Annotated in this window: 16 protein-coding genes; 10 read left to right on the plus strand and 6 right to left on the minus strand. The window is 63.2% G+C overall.

The genetic code is table 11. The features are described from left to right. Positions 1–53: 53 nt before the first annotated feature. Together KF886_10310 and KF886_10315 are read left to right on the plus strand one after the other, a co-directional pair. Positions 54–3,107 carry an Ig-like domain-containing protein gene (locus KF886_10310; protein ID MBX3177744.1) on the plus strand — a complete coding sequence of 1,018 codons (3,054 nt, stop codon included), beginning with the start codon at positions 54–56 and terminating at the stop codon, positions 3,105–3,107. A 135-nt stretch (positions 3,108–3,242) separates the two neighbouring features. After that, positions 3,243–3,926 (plus strand): hypothetical protein, encoded by a 684-nt coding sequence (locus KF886_10315; GenBank protein MBX3177745.1) that lies wholly within the window; start codon positions 3,243–3,245, stop codon positions 3,924–3,926. A gap of 40 nt (positions 3,927–3,966) precedes the next feature. Here the strand turns inward: KF886_10315 and KF886_10320 are convergent, their stop codons facing one another. Beyond that, the gene (locus KF886_10320) at positions 3,967–4,602 is read right to left on the minus strand and encodes a CDP-alcohol phosphatidyltransferase family protein (GenBank protein ID MBX3177746.1); all 636 of its coding nucleotides are present in this window, start codon (positions 4,600–4,602) and stop codon (positions 3,967–3,969) included. A gap of 583 nt (positions 4,603–5,185) precedes the next feature. Here KF886_10320 and KF886_10325 point away from each other — a divergent pair. Next, entirely contained in the window at positions 5,186–6,682 is a 1,497-nt protein-coding gene (locus KF886_10325; GenBank protein ID MBX3177747.1) for a recombinase family protein, read from the plus strand. Here the strand turns inward: KF886_10325 and KF886_10330 are convergent. Next, the gene (locus tag KF886_10330; GenBank protein MBX3177748.1) at positions 6,654–7,712 is read right to left on the minus strand and encodes a YifB family Mg chelatase-like AAA ATPase; all 1,059 of its coding nucleotides are present in this window, start codon (positions 7,710–7,712) and stop codon (positions 6,654–6,656) included. The two genes, KF886_10325 and KF886_10330, sit on opposite strands and share 29 nt — an antisense overlap. Before the next feature lie 165 nt (positions 7,713–7,877). Between KF886_10330 and KF886_10335 the strand changes: the two genes are divergently transcribed. Further along, complete coding sequence (locus KF886_10335; protein ID MBX3177749.1) at positions 7,878–9,155, plus strand: DegT/DnrJ/EryC1/StrS family aminotransferase; 1,278 nt, start codon at positions 7,878–7,880, stop codon at positions 9,153–9,155. Positions 9,156–9,189: 34 nt separating this feature from the next. On the opposite strand, the gene rnk is transcribed toward KF886_10335, so the two are convergent. Then, positions 9,190–9,609 (minus strand): nucleoside diphosphate kinase regulator, encoded by a 420-nt coding sequence (rnk, locus tag KF886_10340; GenBank protein ID MBX3177750.1) that lies wholly within the window; start codon positions 9,607–9,609, stop codon positions 9,190–9,192. A 36-nt stretch (positions 9,610–9,645) separates the two neighbouring features. After that, the gene (locus KF886_10345) at positions 9,646–10,683 is read right to left on the minus strand and encodes a TetR family transcriptional regulator (GenBank protein ID MBX3177751.1); all 1,038 of its coding nucleotides are present in this window, start codon (positions 10,681–10,683) and stop codon (positions 9,646–9,648) included. A 778-nt stretch (positions 10,684–11,461) separates the two neighbouring features. Here KF886_10345 and KF886_10350 point away from each other — a divergent pair. Beyond that, the gene (locus tag KF886_10350) at positions 11,462–13,357 is read left to right on the plus strand and encodes a VCBS repeat-containing protein (protein ID MBX3177752.1); all 1,896 of its coding nucleotides are present in this window, start codon (positions 11,462–11,464) and stop codon (positions 13,355–13,357) included. A gap of 127 nt (positions 13,358–13,484) precedes the next feature. Next, positions 13,485–14,612 (plus strand): cobalamin biosynthesis protein P47K, encoded by a 1,128-nt coding sequence (locus tag KF886_10355; protein ID MBX3177753.1) that lies wholly within the window; start codon positions 13,485–13,487, stop codon positions 14,610–14,612. Between the two features lie 699 nt (positions 14,613–15,311). Here KF886_10355 and KF886_10360 read toward each other — a convergent pair. Continuing rightward, positions 15,312–16,934: a PDZ domain-containing protein gene (locus KF886_10360; GenBank protein ID MBX3177754.1), complete on the minus strand. Its 1,623-nt coding sequence runs from the start codon at positions 16,932–16,934 to the stop codon at positions 15,312–15,314. Positions 16,935–16,987: 53 nt separating this feature from the next. Continuing rightward, positions 16,988–20,683, minus strand: coding sequence for a PKD domain-containing protein (locus tag KF886_10365; GenBank protein MBX3177755.1), 3,696 nt, complete (start codon positions 20,681–20,683; stop codon positions 16,988–16,990). Between the two features lie 918 nt (positions 20,684–21,601). On the opposite strand from KF886_10365, the gene KF886_10370 reads away from it, so the two are divergent. From KF886_10370 to KF886_10385, 4 genes are all read left to right on the plus strand, one after another. Continuing rightward, a complete protein-coding gene (locus KF886_10370) occupies positions 21,602–21,898 on the plus strand; it encodes a hypothetical protein (protein MBX3177756.1) in 297 nt (98 codons plus the stop codon). A 464-nt stretch (positions 21,899–22,362) separates the two neighbouring features. Beyond that, positions 22,363–23,391, plus strand: coding sequence for a c-type cytochrome (locus KF886_10375; GenBank protein ID MBX3177757.1), 1,029 nt, complete (start codon positions 22,363–22,365; stop codon positions 23,389–23,391). Between the two features lie 17 nt (positions 23,392–23,408). Beyond that, complete coding sequence (locus tag KF886_10380; GenBank protein MBX3177758.1) at positions 23,409–24,668, plus strand: PAS domain S-box protein; 1,260 nt, start codon at positions 23,409–23,411, stop codon at positions 24,666–24,668. 158 nt (positions 24,669–24,826) lie between these two features. Next, positions 24,827–25,426, plus strand: a complete 600-nt coding sequence (locus KF886_10385) for a peptidoglycan-binding protein (protein ID MBX3177759.1) — start codon at positions 24,827–24,829, stop codon at positions 25,424–25,426. Positions 25,427–25,434 lie beyond the last annotated feature (8 nt).

The raw sequence follows: 25,434 nt of genomic DNA on the forward strand, positions 1-25,434 counted from the left end.
TGAACAAAAAGTCTGCAAAGCAGAAGGAGCGGTAGCGAAGGGAGACTGCCATCATGGTCACATCCGCAATCAAATACCCAATGGCGCTGACCTTGTGTCTGGTCATACTCGGGTGCCCGCCAGTGATTTCGACAACGGTAACCGTCCATCCCAATCCCACGACGATTGAGGTCGGACAGACCGTGCAGCTTACGGCGGCAAGCACCAGCGCGGCCGATACCGGTTTCGACTGGGAGTCATCGGACCCGGCCGTCGCGGTAGTGAGTGCCAGTGGTCTGGTAACGGGACTAGCCGACGGCGCGGCCTGGATCACCGCGACAGGACAGGGTTCCGGGGCGCAGGCGACCGCCGTCGTGACGGTGTTGCCGCCAATAACAGTGACTGTGACTCCCGATCCTGCTTCGATTGAGGTGGGACAAGTGGTGCAACTCACGGCCACCAGTACCGATGCTTCCGACTACGGCTTCGGTTGGTCTTCGTCAAATCCGGCGATTGCGGCGGTAAACGCGACCGGACTGGTCACCGGCGTGGCCGAAGGCAGCGTTGAGATCACGGCCACCGGCCAAGGCAGCGGGGTTAGTGGCACGGCTAGCGTGACTGTCACGCAAAGCTTGACCGTAGTGACGATATTCCCGAGTCCGGTCGCGGTCGAAGTTGGGAAGACCGTTCAAGTGGGCGCGACGAGTAACAGTGCCACAGACACGGATGTCTATTGGTGGGCGCAGAACCTAGGCGTGGTGGAGGTGAGCGCCACCGGACTGGTTACGGGAATATCGGTGGGAAGCGTCGAGATATCGGCAACTGCCGAACCCAGCGGCGCTACAGCGACGGTCGTCGCAAACGTTTCCCCGGCGTCGAGCGTGGAGGAAGGCAGTCCGGCGTGGCAGAGAGTTTTCGGAGGCACTGGCACCGATGAAGCCTATGGCGTGGCGGTGACGCCAGATGGTGGTTGCGTGGTCGCCGGTTTCACGTATGTGAGTGGCTTCAGCTTTAGTGACATGTATTTGATAAAGCTTGATAGCGCGGGTAACCAGCAGTGGTCGAGGACTTACGGTGGTGACTTCAGCGATGAGGCCCATGCGATAGCGGTGACTCCAGACGGAGGATATGTGCTGGCCGGATACACGGAATCATTTGGAGCCGGTGGCCTGGATATATATCTGGTCAAGTTGAATAGTCTCGGCGACGTGCAGTGGACCCGCACCTACGGCAGTCCTTACGATGACGAAGAGGCCAACAGTGTGGTTGTAACCCCCGATGGAGGGTATGTTTTGGCCGGGTACAAAGGCAGAAATGCCTTGGGTCGCAGAGACATGTACGTCGTCAAGGTGGATGGGATGGGCAACGAACAGTGGTCGCACACGCACGGCGGAGACCTTTATGACGAGGCCTGGGGCGTGACTCTCGCACCGGACGGAGGCTATGCGATCATTGGGGAAGGCTATCTATCCACTTTGAAGCGAATCGACATCTATTTGCTCAAGCTAAGTGCAACGGGCACTGTGGAATGGACACGTACCTACGGCGGCAGTGGTTTGGACGAGGGCCGCAGCATCATGGTTGCACCGGACGGAGGGTACCTGTTTGCCGGCACCTGGGCGAATCAGGGTTGGTATTCGTCGGAAAGCATGGGCTATTTGGCCAAAGTTGACGCCGTGGGCAATGGTGAGTGGTCGCGAACGTATCCAAACGCCGGTCTTCGTGCCATAGTCGAAATGCCCGGCGTCCGATATGGCTTGGCTGGCACCGCCATGACTCTGGATATGGTGGACGCCGAAGGAGAGGAACTGTGGTGGGCGAGTTATCGCGGCGAAGACTTTCGGGTGGCAAACGGCATCGCCGCCACATCCGATGGTGCCTGTATCCTAGCTGGCTCGACACACTCTGCGGAAGCGGGTTGGGATGTCTTTATCGTAAAGGTTTACCCGCCAGAGACTGAAGGGGACAGTGAAGATTGGGACGGTATGAGCCAAGGTGGAACCAGCGACATCTTTGAATGGTGGCGCACCTATGGCGGGGCCGCGCAGGAGGAGGGACGTAGCGTTGTAGGCACACCCGATGGTGCTTGCGTGGTCGCTGGGTATACAACCGATCCGCACGGTGCTGGTTCCCACGATGTCTACGTCGTAAAGCTGGACGAATTCGGCAGCAAGCTGTGGTCACGCACGTATGGTGGAGCGGGCTACGACGATGCTCAGGACTTGGCTACAACCCCTGACGGAGGTTATCTGATTGCAGGATACACAGAGTCGTTCTGCACGGGTTTCGGGGATATGTCACTTTTGAAAATCGACGCGATGGGGAATCAGGTGTGGTGGCGAACTTTTGGAGGGACCGGGCAGGAGATCGCCTATGGTATCTCCGCAACACCGGATGGCGGCTGCGTCCTGGCAGGGACTATCAGGCCTGAGGGTCCGATCTATGGTGAACAAGCTGCATACATCGTTAAGGTCGACGCGGCGGGAGATGAGCAGTGGTCGAGGACTTACGGTGGTGGTTCGAAGGAATTCCTGGACGTGGTCGCAACACCAGATGGGGGCTGTCTGGCAGTGGGCTCTACGACGCTGTTCGATACTTCCTATACCGATGTGTATGTCGTCCGGCTGAACGCCATGGGCCAACTCGAATGGTCGCAGACTTACGGATATGGCCATTACGACACTGCGTGGAGCGTGACTCTGGCGTCTGATTCGGGTTACGTGCTGGCCGGGCGAACAAAGTCATTGCCTCCTTACGGGTCTTCGTGGGACGCCTACGTGCTCAAGATAGACGCGGCGGGCACCCAACAATGGGCGCGGCGATTCAATGGTCTACAGAACGACTGGGTTTACGCTGTGGCCACAACGTCTGACGGCGGTTACGTGCTGGCCGGCGAGGCGGAGGATACAGACACCCTCACTGTGAACGCGTATTTCCTCAAGTTGGACTCAGTCGGAAATGAAGTGTGGTCCCGTACTTCCGTATCTCCGTTGAAGGATGGGGTGTACGGTGTTGCGGTTTCGCCCGATGGAGGATATATCTTCGGGGGGTATGCCACTTCGTCTGCGGAGGATTCAGACATATATGTGCTAAAGGTCAACGACGAAACGGAAACTACCTCCCGCTGATCCGGATTTACGATGTCCGATCAAGCCGCTCGGCCGTTTGGCATTCCTTTGTGGGATGTTGCGTAAATTGGTCGATAGGGAACCCCCCTTTGCGCGTAGGGTACAGGCAAAGTCGATAGCACAGGGAAGAACACTATGAAAGGCTTGTCCAAGGTGGCAATAATCTTTGTATCATGGATGACGGCCGTCGCCGAAGATCCTGTCACGATCCCAAACGAACGGTTCATCGAGGAAATCCAGAGCGCCGTGGCTACGGCCGAGACGAAGAGTCCGGAGGAAGTCGAACTCCTGGGTTGGGGCACCGCCTCGTTACTCGACTCACACCGTGAATCAAAAATCCGGTGCGGCAAGGGTAACCCGAATCCCAAGCCCGGCGAATGCTCTGACTCTTACCCGATCTACCCGGACCCCAATCCGCTCGCGACCGTCGTCGCCAACGAGCAGGGCACGAAGGTCGAAGCCAAGGCAACCGCGACCGCCTGGATTGCCTGGCGGGACCTCAACGGCGTCAACATCGCGTTCAATTCGAGGCGGATCGGCGACTACGAACTCTCGACCGTCACCGAAGTCGAGCAGGACGGCCGGTGGACGGCGATTCGAATCTACAGCGTGACGGTAAAGTACCAAGACAAGGGTTGGATCGATGGTCCCAGGATTGCAGATGCCGGGTTCACGTGCCTGACGCTTGGGGCTGCCAACGATTCCATCCTTGAGCGTCTTGAAGTGCTCACGAAGCTTGGTGTCATCGCCGACGTGAAACTCGACCCGCAGGTCGGAGTGGCTATCGCCGCAGCGGTGACGACTGCCGATATGCGGTAACGAACCCGGACAATGGCCCAATTGACGAATCCAGCACAGATCAGGCGGACTCCGTTCTTGCCGCTTTAGCGATGACACGTCGGTAGCACCACAGGTAGTGAATGATTGAAGCAAGCGTCACGATCAGCGCCGCGACTTCCAGTGTGTGGGCAAAGATCGGCAAGGTGGCGTTTGCAGATGCCGGTACGCTGACTGAGCAATAGGTGACCCAGATCATCGGGAAGCAGACGAGCGTCCGTCTCCTGCTCACCTTATTAATGATATGGTCATGGGTCTCATATGCCGTTGGCAGTTTGGTTTTCATGATTTGAAGAGAAGAAGCCAGATGATCTCTGGCTAGAAAGAACACGATGAGAATGGTCAACCATTGTCCGTAACCCATTTGGCCGGTTCGAACCGTGTGAAAAATGAGTAGGGTACCACAGGCCAAATAGAAAGTTCTGTCCGCAAACTGATCCAGGAACTGACCAAAGGCGGTGCACTGACCGAGCCTCCTGGCCAGTTTTCCGTCAAAGAAATCGAGAAGAGTCGCAAGCACAAGGCACGTAAGTACGAGCCATGAGAAATCGTTTCCGGATAGGATCATCAGAGTGACTGGTAGAAGAAGCGCGAGCCGAAGTATGGTTGTCGCTTGTACTATCCAGAAATTGCTTCGTTCGCGAGGCCTATAGTTCATGTCGTGGTGCCCTTTCGCAAAGTAAAAAAGGATAGCCTATTGCTTGCTATCCTCTGGAGTCCGATCATGTTCCTGGGTTTCTTCGTTACCACTAGGGTCCTTCTGTCTGAAATCTTGAATAACATCCCACCCTTTTCCTATCACGTAGATGAGCCCCATCGTGGAGCAAAGGACAAAGAAGAACCAATCCCAGAATGTAAAATCGTGAAAGCTCGAAGGGATCTCCATAAACCTTCTCCCCATAGGCGGCGTCCGAGAGCCTCGGACATGGCCTCAACCTCCCAATGAGGCGAGTTTCCTGAGCGCTTCACTTGCACCGCGCAGAAAACCTGTCTCATTGAGACGAGGAGAAATCCAAAGAGCGACAAAAAGGAGCATCTATCACCCTAGCACAGAAGGATTTAGCTGTCCAGAAGTCAAGCGTACCGGCCCAATGCCAAAGCAGCGTCATCAATGTGAACATTTGCGAATCCGGGACGCGGCCCTCACGTCTTACTACAGCCATGCGGTACAAAAGGTGTATGATCGGTGCGGAGCGATTAAGGATAAACAAGCGATGAGGAGTACGACTGATAACGGGAAAATGACCAAGCGCGTCGGCATCTGGGTGCGTGTCTCGACCGAAGACCAAGCCAGAGGCGAGAGTCCCCAGCACCACGAGCAGCGTGGTCGTTATTACGCCGAAGCCAAAGGCTGGCAGGTGGTTGAGGTCTACCGGCTGGACGGTGTCAGCGGCAAGGCGGTCAAGGATCACCCCGAGACCCGGCGGATGCTTGCCGACATCCAGCGCGGTCATGTCACCGCGCTCATCTTTTCCAAACTCGCCCGGCTCGCCCGAAACACCCGCGACCTCCTGGACTTTGCCGACATCTTCCACGCCCACGGCGCTGACCTGATCTCGCTTCAGGAGGCCATCGACACCTCCACAGCCGCCGGACGCCTGTTTTTCACCATCGTCGCGGCCATGGCCGAGTGGGAACGCGCCGAGATTGCCGAGCGCGTGGCGGCGTCCGTACCCGTACGCGCCAAGCTCGGCAAGCCCTTGGGCGGTCAGGCCCCCTACGGCTACGACTGGCAGGACGGCAAACTCGTGGTCAATCCGAATGAAGCGCCGGTCCGCAAGCAGATGTTTGAACTGTTCCTGCAGCACCGGCGCAAGAAAACCGTCGCCCGGCTGTTGAACGAATCAGGCTACCGGACCCGCAGCGGGGGGTTGTGGTCGGACACCACCGTTGACCGCCTGCTCAAGGACCCCACCGCCAAGGGCATCCGCCGGGCCAACTACACCAAGAGCACCGGCGACAAGAAGCACTGGGTTCCCAAACCCGAAAGCGAGTGGGTCTTGACCGAGGTCGAAGCCATCGTTTCGGAAGACCTCTGGGATCAATGCAACCTCATCCTCGAAGACCGGCGCAAGCAGAACGCCAAGCGCCCAGGCAAGAAGCCCGTCCACCTGTTTGCGGGCATCGCCGTCTGCCACTGCGGCCAGAAGATGTACGTGCCGTCCAACACCCCCAAGTACGTCTGCCAGAAGTGCCGCAACAAGATTCCGATTGCCGATCTCGAAGGCGTCTACTTCGAGGAACTCAAGGGCTTCTTCCATTCATCAACCGACATCACTGAACTCCTGGCCGACGCCAACCGTGAGATTGCCGACCGGGAACAACTGGTCAAGAATCTCGAACGCGAGAAAGTCCAAGTCGAAACCGACATGGACACCTTGTTCAATCTCCACCGCCAAGGCGAGATTCCGACCCAGGGATTTGGCAAGCGCTACAACCCGCTCCAGGAACGGCTCAATCAACTCGAAGACGAAATCCCCCGGCTCCAGGCCGAAGTCGATTACCTCAAAGTGAACCTGCTATCCGCTGACGATGTGCTCTACGAAGCCAAGGACCTTTACGACCGCTGGCCCCGTCTGGACGCCGATGATCGCCGCCGTATCGTCGAACACATCACCGACCAAATCGTTGTCGGCCAAGACGATATCGAAATTCACCTCGCTTATGTTCCTGTCGCTTCCGAATTGGTGGCAAATAGTCCCCGCAACTTCAGGGATTCATCGCAACGACGAGCATGAAGCGGCTGGGGTAGGTCACGGAGTAGTTTGCGCGGCGGATGTGGACTAGGCCCTCCTCCAGGGGCTGGCGGAGGACTTCGAGGGCGGCGCGGTTGAACTCGGGGAGCTCGTCGAGAAAAAGGACGCCGTTGTGGGCGAGACTCACTTCGCCCGGGTGCGCGTGCTGGCCGCCGCCGGCGATGGAGACGGTGGTGGAGGTGTGGTGCGGGCTGCGAAATGGGCGCGTGACGATGAGCGATTCTTTTCGCGTTTCCACGGGGCACACGCTGTAGACGCGGGTGGTTTCGAGGGACTCCTCGAAGCTCATGGGCGGGAGAATGCCGGGGATGCGCGACGCGAGCATGGTTTTTCCGGTTCCCGGCGGGCCGACCATGAGGATATTGTGTGCGCCGGCCGCGGCGACGGTGAGCGCGCGCTTCACATGGCCCTGGCCCTTAACTTCGCTGAGATCGGGCACGCGGAGGTGTGCGGTCTGGAAGAGATCGTCCACGGGCGTGCGGTGCGGTGGGATTTCCTCGTCGCCGGCGAGGAAGGCCGCGGCCTGCTCCAGTGATTTGACGGGGATGACCTCACAATCCTGCACGACGCCGGCCTCGTCGGCGTTCATGGCGGGCAGCATGATGCCGCGGAGGCCCTGGTCGCGGGCGCAGATGGCCATGGCGAGGGCGCCGGCCACCGGGCGGAGGGAGCCATCCAAGGCGAGTTCGCCGACAAAGGCGTATTCGCGGAGGGGTTCCCCGTTGATCTGGCTGTTGGCCGCGAGCAGGCCGAGGGCGATGGGGAGATCGAGCGCGCTGCCTTCTTTGCGCATCCCGGCGGGGGCCAGGTTGACGACGTTCCAGCCGCGGGGGTAGCGGAAACCGGAGTTGCGCAGGGCGCTTCGAACCCGGTCGTCGCTTTCCTTGACGGCGGCGTCCGGCAGCCCGACGATGCGCGTGCCGTTGGTCTGCCCGCCGGAGTGGTCGACTTCGATGGCGACCGGAAAGGCGTCGATGCCGAGAACGGCGGCGGATTGTACCCGAGCCAACATGGTGAAAAGCCCCGCGTGAGGGTGAAGTGCGTCCCGATAGACTGCGTCCCGATATACTGCGCGGCCATTGTGGGGAATTGGCGGGCGGGCTGTCAACCGGCGGCGCGTGGCCCGGGAAACGCGCGGCGTAGTATAGTGGGCGGCGCGGGCGAGAACCGGGCCCGAATGGAAGGTGAAAACACGCTTGTGACGTCACGGAGCAGTACATCCGGCGCGCCGCCGCTGGCGCTTTTCGGGGCCCCGCCGCGCTTCGGCGCGCCCGTTCCCCTTCACCGGCCCCACGTGGGCCGGCGGGAGCAGGTGCTGGCGCGCCTGGGCGAGCTGCTGGACGGGGCCGATCCGGAGGGCGCGGGGCTGATTGCGGAGTTCGAGGCGCGCATTGCGGACGCGGTGGGCGCGCCGCATTGCGTGGCGGCGTGCAATGCGGGCGTGGCGATGGAGATCACGATCCAGGCGCTCGATCTCAGCGGCGAGGTGATCCTGCCGGCCTTCATGTCGCCGGCGGCGACGCACGCGCTGTGGCGGCACGGGATTACGCCGGTTTTTTGTGATATTGATCCGCGCACGCGCACGCTGGACCCGCGGAAGGCGCGCGCGCTGATTACGCCCCGGACCACGGGGATCATCGCGGCGCATTTGTGGGGCGAGCCTTGCAATGTGGGCGCGCTGGAGGCGCTGGCGCGAAAACACGGGCTCCGGCTGATCTTCGATGCGCGGCACGCGTTTGGGGTGGCGTGCGGCGGGCGCCTGCTCGGGGGCCACGGCGACGCGGAGGTGTTTTCCTTCGATTCCGCGAGCGTGCTGTACGCCGGTGACGGCGCGGCGATAACCACCGGCGACGCGGGCCTGGCGCGGCGGCTCCGGATCTTGCAGAATCTCGGGCTGGACGAAGACGGCGCGGCGGTCTGCCTGGGGCTGGATGGCCGCATGACGGCCGCGTGCGCGGCGGTGGGCCTGGGGTGCTTTGAGCGGGTGCAGCATTTCATTGAAGTGAACGGGCGCCGGGTCGCGGCGTATGACCTGCGGCTGACAGACGTACCCGGGATCCTGGTGCTTCATGATGAAGCGCGGGAGCAGCGGACCTGGCAGCACGCGGTGGTCGAGGTGGATCAGGCGGCGGCCGGGCTGAGCCGCGACGCGCTGATGGCGGTGCTCCGCGCGGAGAACGTGCTGGCCGGGCGAGCGTACTATCCCGGGGGCCACCGCATCGAGCCCTACCGCCGGGCCAACGCGGAGGCGTGGCTGCGGTTGCAGGCCACGGAGCGCCTGGCGGAGCGCGTGCTGTGCCTGCCGGCGGGCGCGGCCGCCGAGGAAGCCGACATCGACCAAATTTGCGAGGTCATCGGGCTGGCGGTGCGCCACGCCGCCGCGATCATGGAGCGGCTCAGCCCGCCCGCCCGCGCGGGCCTGGGCCGCCGCCCGGTCCGGCGCGGCCCGGGCTGAGGCGGGCGCTCAGTGGCGGGATTGTCGGGCGCGCCTACAGGTGGAAATCGCCCGCGGCCTCGGGCTGGTACAGGATCTCCTCGACGCGAAATTGCGTTTCGCCGCGCGGCAGCCGCACCTCGAAGGTATCGCCGGCGCGCAAGCCGAGCATGGCGGTTCCCAGGGGCGCGAGCACGGAAATGCGGGCGCGGGAGGCGTCGCTCTCCTCGGGATAGACCAGGGTGCATTCCAACTCCGAGCCCGTGCTCAGATTCGCGAGGCGCACCCGCGATCGCATCGTGATGAGATCGGGGGGCACTTCGCCGGCATCCTCGAACACCTCGGCGCGTTCGAGTTCGCCCGCCAGCTCGCGCAGGTGGGGGCGTTCGCGTTCGTCGGGCTGTGTGATCGGGTTTTCGAGGAACTCGCGCAAGCGGTCGCGATCTTTGGGCGTGGTCCAAATGGTCTTGGTCATGTCGTAATTTCCTTGTTTTCGGGTTGGGGGCCGCCTTCAGATATGCCAGTCGCCCGCGGCCTCGGGCTGGTAGAGAATTTCTTCCAGGCGGTAGACCGCCTCGCCGCGTTTCCCGCGCACCTCAAACACATCTCCGATGCGGCGGCCGAAGAGCGCGAGGCCGAGCGGGTCGAGCACGCACACATTCACGGGGTGCGTATGCATCTCGCGCGGAAAGACCAGCACCGCGATTTGCTCGGCGCCGCTTTTCCGGTCGCGGATGCGCGCGCGCGAATTCATCGTGACGACATCGGCGGGCACTTCGCGCGGCGAAATCACGCGGGCTTCGGTCAATTCGCGATCCAGGGCGTCGGCGCTGTCCTGCCATTCCTTTCGGCCGAAAACGCGGACTACCGCGATGAGCTCCTTGAGGCGATCCAGGTCATACTGGTTCACGCAGGTGGCGCGGTACTCCGCTATGCCGGGGACGGCGTCCCGGCGATCCGGCGAAGCTCCCTCCATGAGCCGAAAGAGCATATCCCGCATTTCACGAGCGGCCTTGGCGATGGAATCCGCCTGGATGCTCCCGCTCCAGTAGCCCATGAACGAGGTTACGAGACCGTCGAGGTAGACGGCCATTTTCACCGCGGACGTGTCGCGGCGCCCATGGGCCTTTCGGTAGCGATCGAAACAGTGCTCCACGAAATCGACGTAGCGCTTGTGCAGCTTGTTGACGCGCGGGCCGAGCTGCTCCGGGCTGGGCTCGATCCCGAGGTAACTCGGGAACGAGAACGGCTGGAAGAAGAGCCGGTCCTTGTTGTGGTTGTAGAGCCGGAGGCGGATCACGTCGAGCACAGCCTCCTCGGGGCTTGCGGCCTTGACGAACGACGTAAGCCGCTCCAGCACCGCCTCGCCGATCCGTTCCGCGACCTGGGCGTAGAGATCTTCCTTTCCCTGGAAGGTGTTGTAGAGGGTTCCGACGGACACGCCGGACTCCCTCGCGACGGCTTCCATGGTGGTTTGTGCGAAGCCGCGCGACTGGAAGAGCTGTTCGGCGGCGTCGAGGATATCGTGGAGACGTTTGTTGTGGGCCATGATGTACACCCGAATTGAAGAGTAATTCAAAATTGAGCGCACATTCATTCTAACTGATATTTCGGGGTTTGTCAAAAACCTGGTCCCGTAGGTGGGGTTACGGTCGGCCGCACTGCGGACTGGGATGTCCGCAATCCTTTGCGCCTTCGGCGCGTTGCGGGCGGGCCGTCCACCACGGCGCATCTTCGACCCGCGGTCCCATTGGGCCAGGCTTTTGTTGTGGTGTGGGGTGATGTGGGAGACGCGGGCTTGCTTTGCCGCGGACATGTCCGCGATCCTCGCGCCTTCGGCGCGATGGACAGCCGGGACGGCTATCCTACATTTGCGCCTTTCGGCGCTGAACACAGCCGGGACGGCTGTGCCACTTTCTTTTTGAGATGGTTTTGGTGGGGGGGGCAGGGGAACTTCTTGGAGGTGGGCTCCCGTTGCCGCAGACAGGAATGTCCGCGATCCTTTGCGCCTTTCGGCGCTGAACACAGCCGGGACGGCTGTGCCACTTTCTTTTTGAGGTGGTTTTGGTGGGGGGGCAGGGGAACTTTTTGGAGGTGGGCTCCCGTTGCCGCAGACAGGAATGTCCGCGATCCTTTGCGTCTTTCGGCGATTGACAGGCGATCATACTGTGCGGGCGCGTGGACTCGGGCGCGCGCATCCCGTAGAATAGCGATTGTGTTTGTTGACGCCGCCATGTTGGGGCCGCGCTTCCGGTGTGGATGGCGCCGCGCGCCGCCTGGGGCCATGAAAGGACTTTCGCATGCGACTCCCCCTGCTACTTGCCGTGATGGTATTCGCCGTGACGCTGCCGGCCCTGGAAATTTCGGAAGGCTCCCGGATGATCCGGGTTCCGTACAACCATCCGGGCCTGGTGTCGGATCTGGGGGTGGGGCTTTGGGCGACGCCGATGCCGATCGACTGGGACGGGGACGGGGACTACGACCTGCTGTGTTACACGGTGGACAAGCCCTACAACGGCATTTATTTTTTCGAGAATGTTTCGGGCAATGTGGATTGGCCGATCTTCAAGCCGGCGGTGCGCCTTTCTCCGGCGAACCGGAATGTGATGATCTCATATGATGGCGACGAGTATTTCGTGACGGAGCCGGGCAAGGTGTATCCGGATTTCCAGAACACGTTTCTGGAAAACCCGGTGGCGATTCCCTATGAGCCGACGTTTCGTGCGACGCGCGCGAACCAGTGGAAGTTTGTGGACTACGACGGCGACGGCGTGCGCGATCTTGTCGTGGGGGCGGGCGACTGGACCGAATATGGCTGGGACGATGCGTATAACGCGCAGGGCGAGTGGACGAATGGCCCAATCCGGGGCCATATCTACGTGATGCGCAACACGGGAACGAACGCGGCGCCGGCCTACGCCGAGGCGATGCAGGTACGGGCGGGCGGCGCGCCGCTGGATGTGTTCGGGTGCCCCTCCCCCAATTTCGTGGATGTGGACAACGACGGCGATCTGGATATCATCGCGGGGGAATTTCTCGATCGTATCAGCTATTTTGAGAACACCGGCACGCGCACGGAACCCGTGTACGCGGCGGGGCGCTTCCTGGAGATCGATGGCGAAACGCTGCACCTCGATTTGCAGATGCTTCAGGTGGTGGCGTTCGACTGGAACCGCGACGGCCATGTGGACATTATCGTGGGCGAGGAGGATGGCCGTGTGGTGATGCTGCTTGGGACGGGCCGCTTGAACGATGGTCTCCCGGAGTTTGCGCCGCCGCGCTATTTTCAGCAGGAGGGCCAGTGGCTCAAGGTGGGCGCGCTTTCGACGCCGGTGGGCGTGGATTGGGACGGGGACGGCGACGAGGACCTGATCGTGGGCGACACGGCGGGCTATATCAGCTTTGTGGAGAACCTGGGCGGCGGCGCGACGCCGACGTGGGCGCGGCCGGTGTATTTGAAGGCGGGCGGCGAGACGATCCGTATCCAGGCGGGCCCGAACGGATCGATCCAGGGGCCGGCGGAGGCGAAATGGGGCTACACGGTGTTGAATGTGGCCGATTGGGATCACGATGGGCTGCACGACATCGTGATCAATTCGATCTGGGGCAAGGTGGAGTGGTTCAAGAACATCGGCGCGCCCGGCAAGCCCGAATTGGCGCCCGCCCAGCCGGTGACGGTGGCGTGGGAGGGTCCGGCGCCGAAGCCCGCGTGGAACTGGTGGGATCCCGAGGGCAACGCGCTGGTGACGCAGTGGCGCACGACGCCGCAAGTCATCGATCTGAATGGCGACGGGCTGAACGACCTGGTGATGCTCGACACGGAGGGCTACCTCGCCTTTTACGAGCGCGCCAGGGACGGCGAGAACCTTACGCTGCTGCCGCCGAAGCGCATCTTCCAGGATGAAAACGGCGAAACCCTGCGCCTGAACGAACGGGACGCGGGCGGCAGCGGACGCCGGAAGTTCGTGCTGACGGACTGGGACGGGGACGGGAAAATCGACCTGCTGCTGAACAGTAAGAACATGGACTTTCTTCGGAATATCGCGGAAGCGCCGGGCGAATACCGATTCAAGAATGAAGGGCTCGTCGATCCGCATCTCCTGGCGGGCCACACGACCTCCCCCGCGACGGTGGACTGGAACGGGGACGGCATCTCGGATCTGCTGATCGGCGCGGAGGACGGATTCTTCTATTACGTGGAGAATCCGCGGACCGCGCCCTGAGTGAGTGCGCCTGGGCTGGGCTTGCTCGGATTTTCGAGCGGGGCCGCCTGACTTGCTGTTGGTCGAACCGCTTGTGTTTTGGCATTGGGTGGCTGGCGCAACTATCGGGCGCGGGAGCGGACGGGTGATGAGCCGTAAGCAGATACGTTTTGTCATGGTGGGCGGATTCCTGGGATCAGGGAAGACGACGGCGCTGCTGCGCCTGGCGGGAATGTATGCAGCGCGGGGGCTTCGTGTTGGGATCATTACGAATGACCAGGCGGAGGGCCTGGTGGACACGATGGCGTTTCGCGCGGCGGGCTATGCGACGGAGGAGATTCCGGAGGGCTGTTTCTGCTGCCATTTTGATCGCCTGCTGGAGGCGTCGGGACGCCTCGCGGATGGGGTGGAGCCGGATGTGATTCTGGCGGAGCCGGTGGGGAGCTGCACGGACCTGGTGAACGCGGTTATTCGCCCGTTGCAACAGGTGTATGCGGGACGCTTTTCCGTGGCGCCGTATGCGGTGCTGGCCGATCCGGAGCGTCTGCTGGAGTCCCTGGACGCGGCGGGGCCGATGGGGCTGTCGCGCAAGGTGACGTATTTGTACAAGATGCAGCAGAACGAGGCGGATCTGATCGCGATCAACAAGACGGATGGGATCGACCCGGATCGTCTGGCGCGGGTCATCGAACTGGTGGAGCGAAACTTTCCGGGGGCGGGCTATCTGCCGATTTCCGCGCGTACGGGGGCTGGATTTGAGGCGTTCGCGGCGTGGCTGGACGCGCCGGCGGAGCGGGCGGGGCGGCGTCCGGCCGAGGTCGATTATGCGCGCTACACGGAGGCGGAGACGGCGCTGGGCTGGCTGAACGCGCGGGTGCGGCTTTCCGCGGCGCGGGCGTGGGACGGAGACGCTTTTTTGCGGCGGTTTGCGGAGGAGTTGCAAGGGGCGCTTTGCCGCGCGGGGGGCGAGATCGGCCACTTTAAGGCGCGGCTGGTTGCGGAGCGCGGCGCGGAGGGCGCGATACACGCCACACGTAACGCGACCGGCCCGGAAGTGGCGCTTCGGCTGGACGCACCGCTTGCGCGGGGAGCGCTGGTGGTGAATCTCCGGGCGGAAGCGCACCCGGAGACGCTTCGGGCAGCGATGGAGGGCGCGCTGGACAGGCTTGGCGGTGAATTTGGGCTGAAAATCGAGGTGCTTCAGGGGGAGGCCTTTGCGCCTTCGCCGCCGGTACCCCCGCCGGCTTCGCGGCTGGCGCCGCCGAACGCGATCTGAGGAGCGCCTCTCCCCCACTCCGGGATGGGTTGGGTCCCAATGCCTTTTATGCCGCCCCGCTGGGGCTCAAATGTTGGCGGCTGGTAACCCAGGGTTCCGCCGCGGCGGACTACGACGGTATGCCGCCGCTGCGCGGCTGAACCGGGCGGGATTACGCTGACGAAGTCATGCAACAATTCCCACGTCTCCACACGGGCAAGCCCTGTGGGGCTTGACCGTGGCACCCTTGTAGTTTTGTTGGTATTCGTCAGAGACTGAGGGTGATTTTGAAGGAAAGTAGCACTTCAGCGAAATGAAGCACCCACCGGCTTGGAGGCGAATCTCGGTCAAAGCGGGCGTGAATGGCAGGATCGCGGACATTCGTGTCTGCGGCAACGGGAGCTCGGGAAATAAAGCGAGGTAATTGGTTTGGAATAGATCCCCGGCGTCCCCAGGAGCTGAAAGCATTGGGGACCCGCGCCTCTTTACATACACATCGATCACGAAATGTCTTGCGCTCGTCCTGCCGCAGACAGGAATGTCCGCGATCCTTTGCCGCGCTTCCTCGTATGTTAACGGTCCGTTCGTGCCGTTTCCGCGCGTTTCCGCTTCAGGCTGCTAAAATATTACGACAGAAAATTGAAACAGGTTGGAATCCCGATCCAACTGCAACGCCCAACCTGTCTCAAATTCGAGCCTCTACGGTATGCCGCGAAAGGGTCAGGCACCGTTGAGCTTGACGCGGATCTGTTTGCGCTCGCCGTCGCGGTAGATGCCGAGGACGACGGTGGCGAAGGGGTTTGTGGCGACGAGATTTTGGAAGTCGGCGCTGTTCAGGACGTCGGCGCCGTCGAACTTGTAGACGAAGTCTCCCTGGCGCAGTCCGGCGGCTTCGGCGGGCGAATCCTTGTAGCAGGCGAGGATGACCGCGCCGTACTGCGCTGGCCAGCCCTTGCGATCGCGCAGATGCCGCTCGTCGGGTTCGCCCTCGAGATGCGCGACTTGCAGCACGTCTTCGTGGAAGACGCCCAGATAGCCCGCGGGCGGCTGGTCGCTGTCTTTCTTGACGAAGGTCACGGGGAACCACTCGTCGGTGGGCATGCCGTTGATCTTGGCGCGGCCGTGCCGCCAGCGGCGGCGGCCTTCGGCGGCGCGCCCGTCCAGGGTGAGTTCGTAGTCCTCGTAGGCCCATTTGTCGTCGCGGCTGGCGTGTATGCGCGGCAGCAGGCGGCCCTTCTCCTTCGAGAAGATCTGGAGTGCGGAGAGCGTGTAGCGCCGGGTGAATTTGAGGGTGTAGTCGTGCACGGACGCGTCGACCACCTCGAGGTCCTTTTCGCCGGAGTGTACGCGAAGCGCCCATCGCCCTCCGTCGTTGGTGAGTTCGAATCCGAATTCGCCTTCGGCGCCGTAGATGAACTGGCGGTATTCGCCTTCGAGCTTGATGGCGCGGACTTCGCCGCCCTGGCGCAGGTGGGCTTCCCGGTAGTAGTACTGGGCGATCTCGTTTCTCGGGTCGAGGTAGAGCGCCTGTAGCATGGTGTAGAGGCAGCGGGTGTACTGGGCGGCCTCGAACTGCTTTTCGCCCTGGTGTATGAGGAGGTCGAGGCTGCGCCTCTGGTAGTCTTCGCGGCGTTCCCGCTCGTTGGCGCGGGCCCGTAGCAACGCCATGTTTTCCTGGCGGGCGGTTTCCCGTTCGGCCTCGGCGCGTTCGCGCCAGCCCTCGGATTGCAGCTCGCGGGCGTTTCGAAGGCCGATGTCGGTCATCTCGCCGCGCTCGATGTCCACGAGGATGTGTGCGGTTCGGTTGGCCAGCACGGTGACGACTTCCCGGTGTTCGATGCCCCGGGCGGAGAAGGTGGCGAGGTAACGCCCGACGCGCACGCCGTTGGCGGTCCAGCGGTCCTCGGTCTTGACGATTTCCTCGTCGCTTCCGGTGAGGCCGATCCCGTGCAGGGTGATGAGACATTCGACGGGAATGGTCTGAATGACGATGCTGCCCGTGGCGCGCGCTGACTCCTCGTCGATATCCGCCTGCGGATCCAGGAGCGCGTCGAGTTTGGGCGCCTTGAAGACGTAGACCTGCTCGGGTTCGAGGAGGAAGGTGTCGCTGTTCGCGGGCTGGTAGCCCTCTTTTTCAACGCGGACAACGTGGGGACCGGCGGGCACGCGGCGCAGCAGCAGCCCGCCTTCGCCGGAGACGCCAACGAACTTGTTGTCGAGAAAGACTTTCAGATCGGGCTCGCACTGCACTTCGATGAAGCCGTGGCCGGCTCCCCGGGCCGGGGCGCACAGCGCCACGAGACAGACCAGGGCGGCCAGCGCGGCCATTCTGCATCGATTCAAGCGGCTCAATTCGTGCATACGCCTTCTTCACCCGTTGTGGCGCGGGGCGCGGTTCATGGCGTTTCGCCCAGGGACTGTACCCGCAACAGCACGGCCTGTTCGCCTTCGGCATCGGAGATGGAGACGCCGGCCACGCCCGCGCCGCCGTCCGCGGTTTCGACCGCGGCGTAGCCCACGCCGGCGCCGGGCGAACCCGCTTCGAGCAGCACATTGCCGCCGGCATCGGTCCGGATAACGGTGATTTCGGCGCCGCCCTCCGCGCCGTGATCGATGGATCCCGCGAGCAGGTAGCCACCGCTGGCGGAGGCCGCGATGTCGAGCGCCTGGTCCGCGCCGAGGCCGCCAATTGCGCGCTCCCAGAGCACGGCGTCCAGATCCTCGGTGATGCGCACGAGCAGCATATCGGGCGCGCCGGCCTCGCCGCCCGGGGTGGAGCCGGCGAGCGCGAAGCCCGATTCCGGGCTGGCGGCGATACCGCGAACGCCACAGGCGCCGAACTGGGGCAGGTGCAGCCGCGCGGTTTCGCTCAAATCGGCGCCGGCGAGGATAACCCAGCCGCCGGTGTCGTCGCCGCCGGCCACGGCCAGTTCCCCGGACGCGGTTTCCACGAGGTCCCAGGCGCGATCGCCACCGCCGCCGCCGTGCCAGGCTTCGGCCCGCACGCCGCCCATTTCGTCCAGCAGGACGATCCAGGCGTATTCGGCGCCGCCGCCGGGCGCGCTGCTTCCGGCCAGGGCGTATCCGCCGCCCGACAGGGCAACGACGGCCTGTGCGACGTCGGCCCCGGGACCGCCGATCCGGCGTTCCCAGGCGAGGTCGCCGTTCGCATCCAGCTTCACAACATAGGCATCGGCGTCGCTTGCGCCGGGGCCATCACAAACACCGGCGAGCAGGAAGCCGCCGCCCGTGGCGACGAGATCGTGGACCTGCTGGTCCCCGGCGCCGCCGAAGGCCCTGGGCCAGCCGGGCAGGGCGTTGCCACTGTCATCGGTCAGGACGAGCATGGCGTCCCACCCATCGCCGCCGCCCGCGTCGAGTGCTCCGGCGATGGCGAAGCCGCCCTGTGGCAACTCAATCAGCGCGTGGCCCCGGCTGGTCTCGCCCGGGGGGGCGAAGGCGACGGATTTGGCGTTGACGGTGATGAAGGCGGGCTTTGATGCGGATGCCACCCCCTGCGCGGTTGTAATGGTGAGCGTAACGTCGTAATCGCCGGGCGCGGCATAGGATTTGACCGGATTGGCGGTCTCGGAGGTCGTTCCATCGCCGAACTCCCAGAGCCGGCCTGTGATGGTCAGGTTGCCCAGAGCGGTGGTGTTGGTGAAGGCCACCGTAAGGGGTGCGGCGCCCGAGGTCACGTTGGCGGCGAAATCCACCACGGGCCTGACATTCACGTAGCCCGTGCGGGTGGTGGTCTGTGAACCCGCGGCGGTCGTTACGGTCAAGGCGACGTTGTAGATGCCCGGCTCGGCGTAGGTGTGGGACGGGTTCTCCGTCTGGCTGGTCGTTCCGTCGCCGAAGTTCCAGAGCACGCTGGCGAGCTCCAGCGAGCCCAGCTCGGTGGTATTCGTAAAATTCACCAGGAGGCTGCCGTCGCCCGAGAGGGTGTCGCCCGTGAACGAGGGATTGGGCCGTACAATGATATAGCCGGTGCGGGTCCGGACGTCGTTCTGGCTGTCCAGTGTGGTGCGGAGGGTTAACCGCACCGTATAGACGCCGGGCTCGGCGTAGGTGTGGGTGGGGCCCGCTTCGGTGCTGGCCGGCGAGCCGTCGCCGAAGTCCCAGGAGCGCGACACCACTTCAAGCGGTCCGAGGGCCGTCGTGTCGGTAAAGGTGGTTGTCAGCGTGCCCGTTCCCGAAACGGCCGAGGCGCTGAAGTTCACGGCGGGCCTCACGACGATGTAGTCGGTTTTCGTTTCGGTATCGCTGCCCACGGTGGAACTTGCGGTCAGGGACACGGTGTAGACGCCGGGCTGGCTGTAGACCTTGCTGGGGTTACGCAGGGTGCTTGTGCCGCCATCGCCGAAGTCCCAGGCCCATCCGGTCAGGCTTTCGCTGCCGGCGGTGCTGGTGTCGGAGAAGAGGACGGTCAGCGGCGCGGCTCCGGTGGTGACGTTCGAGGAGAAATCGGCGGAGGGCAACTGGCGCACGGTGATCAGGTTGGGCTTGGATAGCGTGCTGCTTCCGGCGGCGGAGGTTACGGTCAGGGAGACGGAGTAGATGCCGGCCTGGTTGTAGGTCTTCGTCGGGTTTTGCTGCGTGCTGCTTGTGCCATCGCCGAAATCCCACGCCCAGGCGGTGATCTCGGAGGAGCCGGCGGTCGACTGGTCGGCAAAGGACACCGCCAGGGGGGCCGCGCCGCTGACCGGGGTGGCCGAGAACGCGGCCACGGGCTTCTGTTCGACCTGGATGTAATTGACCTGGGTGACGGAATTGCTGCCGACGGCCGTGGAAATGCCGAGGGTCACGTTGTAACGGCCTGGCCGGCTGTAGGAGTGGAAGGGATTGCGATCGGTGCTCGTGCTGCCGTCGCCAAAGTCCCACTGCCAGCTGGTAATGGGTGCGGAGCCGGCGTCACTCAAGTCGGTGAACTGGACGGTGAGCGGGGCCTCGCCGTTTCTGGGTGTGGCGCTGAAGGCGGCGCGGGGGGCGCGCTGGGCCGTGATGAAGCTGCGCTTGGTGGCGGTGTGCCTCCTTCCCGTGGAGGTGGTCACGGTAAGCGAGACATCGTATACGCCATCGCTGGCGTAGCGGTGGCTCGGGCTGGGCAGGGTGCTGCTTGTGCTGTCGCCGAAGTCCCAGAGCCATTCCGCAATCACGTCGGAGCCGCCGGAGGAGAGGTCGGTGAAGTTCACGTTGAGGGGGGCTGGGCCGGTTGTGGGGGAGGCGCTGAAGTTCGCGCGGGGGAGCTCCTCGACGACAATGAGGTTGCGCCGCGTGACGATGGGGCTCATGCCTACTTCAGAGGTCACGGAAAGGGAGACGGTGTAGCTGCCCGCCGCGGTGTATACGTGCGAGGGGTTCTGGCGCGTGTCGGTGGATCCGTCGCCGAAGTCCCAATTCCACCGGGTAATCGGTGAGGAGCCCGCGTTTGAGGTGTCCGTGAACTGGACCGCCAGCGGGGCGGCGCCGGCCGTGGGCGAGGCGGTGAAGGAGGCGGTGGGCCGCTGTTGCACCGTGATGAAATTGGCCTTGGTCTCGGTGCTTTCGCCGATTTCCGTGATCACTCTGAGTTTGACGGTGTAGGTCCCGGGATCGTCGTAGAGGTGGACGGGGTTTATTTCTTCACTTGTGGAACCGTCTCCGAAATCCCAGGCGTAGGAGGTAATGGGCGCGGCGCCGGCGGTGGACAGGTTGCTGAAGGTGACTTGCAGGGGGCCTTCACCGGTGCGCGGGGATGCGGTGAAATTGGCGCGCGGAAGTTCGCGGACGGTGATGAAGTCGTTTCTGGTTTCGGTGTCGTTTCCGAGGCGGGTGGTGACGGTGAGTGTAACGCGGTATCTTCCGGGCGCGGTATAGACGTGGCTGGGATTCTGCGCGGTGCTTCTCAGTCCATCGCCGAAGTCCCACTGCCATCCGATGATATCGGTTGAGCCGGCATTGGACTGATCGACGAAGAGGACGGTAAGCGGTACGTTTCCCTCGGTGGGGGTGGCGGTGAAGGCGGCTTCGGGCCCTTCGAAGAGCGGGCAGCCCATTAAGATCGAGGACAGAGCCAAGCAGGCGATCCCCGCGACCAGCTTTAGACGCATTACCTTCCCTTTCGGCATTCCGGACGCTGCCACCGTCAACCCACACTTGGCTCCTGGCGCGCGCGACGGGATGGCGATAGTGATCGCGGGGCGGCCACGGGACAGGGGGCCAGGCGGCCCTCGGGCTCCCAACCCCATCGCAATCCGTACGCGGAACGGCATACCAGATCAATGGAACCTTAGCCTGTCGCCCGCCTGCTTGTCAACCACCGAATGAGGCGATTCGCATTTAATCCGGGACGCACCCGTTGGGCGGCGGGAGAGGAAATGAAGCGCGAATGGGCGCCGCTTGGGCTTTGGGTGAGAGCAAAGAGAAAAGGGCGACCACCACGACGGGCGCGGAGGCCACCGTGCAACCGTTGGCCGCAACCGATTTCATTGAACCGCGAATGGACGCGAATGAAGAAATGATGGCTCATCCGGTTTGAAGGTACGTCGGCAACGAGAACGGCAAATAGGAGTAGTTTGCTCGGTTCTCTTTTCCGGGCGGCGATGCTGTGAGCGGATACGAGATCCTTTGGATCGTGTCTGCAGCGCAGACGGTATATTCGGCAGCAGAACTGAATGCGAACGCACTCTTTCGGCCCGAAGGGCCAACGGAGTTTTCAGCCCCGGGCAACGCCCGGGGATTGAGCGGCGGGTTTCTTGTACGCCCTGAAAGGGCAGCGCAGTCGAATTTCAGAAACGCTGGGCTGGCTCACCACTGCGCTGCCCTTTCAGGGCGTGGAAGGTGGTGTCCCCGTGTTCCCTGGGCGTTGCCCAGGGCTGGGAGCTGCGCTGGCCCTTCGGGCCGAAAGACCAGAGGAAACGATTTCGCCAACAGAGGCTCTTGCCGGCATACATTGACGGTTCCGGACAATTCGGGCACGGAGAAACGCCTGTGAATAGTCCCGTACGCTCAAACCGGATGAGTCTGAAATGATCACCACGAAGGGCACGAAGTCCACGAAGTCCACGAAGGAAAGAGGTTGGAGAAGGATTGATATTCACGCGACGGCGCAGAGGAGAAAAGCCGCAAAGGAGACGATCCAGGGCGTGATGCGCGGTTACGGTGGGCGGGGGATTGGATTTGGAGCCACAAAGAGCGCAAAGATCACAAAGAACACAGCGCAGCCTCTGGCCGCAACCGAAGAGATGATCACCACGAAGGGCGCGAAGTTCACGAAGAGAAAGAGAGACGAAGCTTTGACCGCAGAGAACGCAGAGAGCGCATAGGGTGATTTCTTGTACGCAGAGGGATTGGGTGGATGATCTAGAGCGCATTTTTAACCACGAATGAACACCAATGCACACGAATGCATCGGGAGCAGCCGCGGGCGGCAAACGGACAAAGTTGAACCGCGAATGGACGTGAATTCACGCGAATGAAGAAATGATGGGTTCGGTCCTGGAAATCCGAGTCTGGCCTTCCAGCGTTGATGGGCCGTTCGAAGGCGCCGTGCCCCGCGTCAGCCTGGAGGGCCAGGCCACGTTGGCGCACGTTGAAGGATTGGGGTGATTTTGGGGTCACGGGGGCTGAGTGAGCGATTGCCGGGCGTTGCATTCGATCGGGCAACCCTGTATCGTAGAGCGCATTCGGATCGGGCTTAACTCGAGGCGCGGCCGCACCCGGGTAGCGCCCACTGTCAACAACGTGGCGCCGGCGCGGCGTGGGCCGGCAGGTGTTGTGGGAAGAATTGATGGCAAGCGTGTGCCGACATGCGGTGTTTTCGGGGATTGTCTGCGTTCTCGCGGCGTCGTGCTCCGCGCCGAAGGGCGATCCGGGCGACCTGGAGGCCGGACGCCTTGCCCCGGAGTTTATGGCGCGGCAGGCGGAGCCCATCCTGCCGCTTCCACCGCAGAACCTGCCCGCGGGGCGGGTTGCGCTTGGACGCCGGTTGTTTCACGAACCTGCGCTGTCCGGGGCGCAACGGCGCATCAGCTGCGCGACGTGCCACCCCCTGGAGCGCGGCGGGACGGCGGGTGATGGCGGCCCCGGGATCGCGGTGGGGGAGCACGATTACGATATTCCGACGGTCTTCAATTCGGCCGGCCAATTCGCGTATTTCTGGAACGGGCGAACACAGTCGCTGGAGGGCGTGATCCAGTCGAAGGTCCGTTCGGAGAACGCGCTGGACGCCGAGTGGAGCGAAGCGCTTGCGCGCCTGGAGGGCGACGCGAGTTACCAGGAAGATTTCCGGCGGGCCTATCCTGAATCGGGGATATCGGAAAGCGCGGTGGAGAATGCGCTCTCCACATTCCTGCAAAGCCTGGTGACGCCGAACGCCGATTTTGATCGGTTTCTGAACGGCGAGTCGCTGCCGGAACCGGCCCGGGAAGGCTACCAGCTCTTCAAGGATCTTGGATGTGTCCGGTGCCACCAGGGCGCGGGGGTTGGCGGGAACCTGTACGCATCGTTTCAGAGCTACCTCGAATCGCGGGTTCCCGCGAAGACCTCGGACCTCGGCCGCTTCAACGTTACGGGGAATGAGGCGCACCGCTACCAGTTCAAGGTTCCGGGCCTGCGGAATGTCGCGGTGACGGCCCCGTATTTTCACGACGGATCGGCGGAGACGCTTGATGCGGCCGTGGAGCTGATGGCGCGCCACCAGCTCGGCCGCGAGTTGCGGGCGGGCGAGATCAGCCGGATCGTGGCTTTTCTGGAGTCATTGACGGGGTGGTACGACGAGCGCCTGCTGGGCGCCCGGCGGGAGCAGGCAACGGAATGATTCGCCGGATTACAGGAATGGACCTGGGGATGTGGTCGGTGCTTGCGATCATTTTGCTGGCGCTGGCGCTGTACGGTTCGGGCCTGGGGCGCGGCGGGGAGCGCGCGGCGTATGACGAGGCGTTGCTTGCGCTCACGGCGACGGACGCCGCGCTGGACCGGGACTTGCACCGGTTGCAAAGCAATGCGCTGAATCACTATGACTCCGTGGTTTTCGCCACGCGTCAAATGCGCCGCATCGAGAACCGGCTGAGCCGGGAGCCGTCCGGCCTCGAAGCGGGCCCCTTCGCCGACGCGCGCGTGGAGACGTCCGTATTGCTGGGGCAGAAGCTGTCCCTTGTGGAGGAATTCAAGACGGCGCACGCGTCCTGGCGGGCGGCGCTTTCCTCCTTGCCGGCGTTTGTGGACGCGTGGCAGGGATCCGCCGCTCCGGGCGGCCCGGGAATGGCGCCGTTTCTGACGGCGATGCAGGCCTATATGCTCTCGCCGGACGCGGCCCGTGAGGCGCTGCTGCGCGAACAGCTCGCCGGTCTGGATGCGGCGGGGGCGGAGTCTCTCGACCGGCTGTCCGGGCAGATGGAGCGGGCGGTGGCCGCGCGCGCGGAGCTTGCGTCGGTACAGGAACAGCTTTCGGCTCTGAGGCTGGACGAATCGGGCGCGCGGCTCACGTCGCTCTTTCACGAAGCGCGGCGCGCCTCGGAACGGCGCGGGGCCTATTCGATTTCCGGGGCGATCGCCGCGCTGGTGCTGCTTTTCGCCCTGCTCAGCTGGATCCCGCGCTGGGGCGCGGCGCGCCGGGAAGGGGCCCTTCGCGGCGAACAGGAGGCGTTGAAGCAGGCGCTGAACGAGGCGCGGGCCCAGTCCGCGGAGTTGCAACGGGGCGGGCAGGAAGAGGCGGCGCGGCTGAACGAGGAGCGGCTGAAGGCGTTGATCGCGCATTCCTTCGAGGTGGTGGCCATTGTATCCCGGCAGGACAATTACATTTACGTTTCACCGGCTTCGCGCGAGATTTACGGGCTGACCGAGAAGGAACTGATCGGGAAGAGCGTGTACGAGGGCATCCACCGGGAGGACCTGATCAAGGTGCAGGACTACTTCACGCTGGCGCAGAAGGAATTGCAGACAGACCAGACGATTATCTACCGGGTGATGGACGCGTACGGGAAGTGGCACCTGGTGGAATCGTACGCGTCCAACCAGTGGACGAACCCGGCGGTGCGCGGCATGGTGCTGAACACGCGACGGCTTCACCCGGTGGAGAGCGCGGCGCTGCCGTGATCGGTGCGCCCCGGGGCGGTAGTTTTCGTGGTATAACTTAGGGTGTCGTGGCCGCTGTGGCTGGCGGGCGGCCTGACGAAGGCGGTTGCATGGCGGAAAACACAAGCGCATCAAAGCCCGTTGGAAAAGGCAAGTATATTGTCAAGGACAACGACTGCATGTCCTCGATAGCGGAGGCGCACGGCCATTTCTGGCAGACGATCTGGGACGACCCCGACAATGCGGAGCTGAAGGAGGTCCGGAAGGACCCCAATATCCTGATGCCGGGCGACCGGGTGACGGTCCGCCCGATCACGAAGAAGAACGTGTCCAAGGCGACCGGCGCGAGCTACCGTTTCCGGCGCAAGGGGGTGCCCGCGAAGCTTCGCGTGCGGCTGATGAAGCACGGGGAGCCGCGCATGCACGAATCGTACCGCGTGGACATTGACGGGCGCCTTTCCCGGGGCGTTACGGACGCCGAGGGCTATGTGGACATCTACATCCCCTGCGGCGCGCGCAAGGGGAAGCTCTGGGTGGGCCCGCCGGAGGAAGAGAAGCTCTATATCCTGGATCTGGGGACGACGCTTCCGGTGGAGCGGGTCAAGGGCGTCAAGCAGCGGCTTTCGAATCTGGGGTATCACTGCGGCTTTGTGGACGATGAAATCACCCGGGTCTACCGGGACGCGCTGGCCAAGTTCCAGAAGGACAGCGGGCTTCCGGAGACGGGTGAAGCGGATGAAACCACCCGGCAGAAGCTGGTCGACGCGCACCGTTCCTGAACCAGAAG

It is taken from the genome of Candidatus Hydrogenedentota bacterium (genome assembly GCA_019637335.1).
GTDB lineage: Bacteria > Hydrogenedentota > Hydrogenedentia > Hydrogenedentales > JAEUWI01 > JAEUWI01.

What these genes read in the sequence shown, in the direction of transcription:
- KF886_10330 (MBX3177748.1), bottom strand. Translation starts at nt 7,712, where the DNA reads ATGTTGGCTCGGGTACAATCCGCCGCCGTTCTCGGCATCGACGCCTTT.
- KF886_10320 (MBX3177746.1), bottom strand. Translation starts at nt 4,602, where the DNA reads ATGAACTATAGGCCTCGCGAACGAAGCAATTTCTGGATAGTACAAGCG.
- KF886_10350 (MBX3177752.1), top strand. Translation starts at nt 11,462, where the DNA reads ATGGTATTCGCCGTGACGCTGCCGGCCCTGGAAATTTCGGAAGGCTCC.
- KF886_10315 (MBX3177745.1), top strand. Translation starts at nt 3,243, where the DNA reads ATGAAAGGCTTGTCCAAGGTGGCAATAATCTTTGTATCATGGATGACG.
- KF886_10335 (MBX3177749.1), top strand. Translation starts at nt 7,878, where the DNA reads ATGGAAGGTGAAAACACGCTTGTGACGTCACGGAGCAGTACATCCGGC.
- KF886_10375 (MBX3177757.1), top strand. Translation starts at nt 22,363, where the DNA reads ATGGCAAGCGTGTGCCGACATGCGGTGTTTTCGGGGATTGTCTGCGTT.
- KF886_10345 (MBX3177751.1), bottom strand. Translation starts at nt 10,683, where the DNA reads ATGGCCCACAACAAACGTCTCCACGATATCCTCGACGCCGCCGAACAG.
- rnk (MBX3177750.1), bottom strand. Translation starts at nt 9,609, where the DNA reads ATGACCAAGACCATTTGGACCACGCCCAAAGATCGCGACCGCTTGCGC.
- KF886_10370 (MBX3177756.1), top strand. Translation starts at nt 21,602, where the DNA reads ATGATCACCACGAAGGGCACGAAGTCCACGAAGTCCACGAAGGAAAGA.
- KF886_10325 (MBX3177747.1), top strand. Translation starts at nt 5,186, where the DNA reads ATGACCAAGCGCGTCGGCATCTGGGTGCGTGTCTCGACCGAAGACCAA.
- KF886_10385 (MBX3177759.1), top strand. Translation starts at nt 24,827, where the DNA reads ATGTCCTCGATAGCGGAGGCGCACGGCCATTTCTGGCAGACGATCTGG.
- KF886_10380 (MBX3177758.1), top strand. Translation starts at nt 23,409, where the DNA reads ATGGACCTGGGGATGTGGTCGGTGCTTGCGATCATTTTGCTGGCGCTG.
- KF886_10355 (MBX3177753.1), top strand. Translation starts at nt 13,485, where the DNA reads ATGAGCCGTAAGCAGATACGTTTTGTCATGGTGGGCGGATTCCTGGGA.
- KF886_10310 (MBX3177744.1), top strand. Translation starts at nt 54, where the DNA reads ATGGTCACATCCGCAATCAAATACCCAATGGCGCTGACCTTGTGTCTG.
- KF886_10365 (MBX3177755.1), bottom strand. Translation starts at nt 20,683, where the DNA reads ATGCGTCTAAAGCTGGTCGCGGGGATCGCCTGCTTGGCTCTGTCCTCG.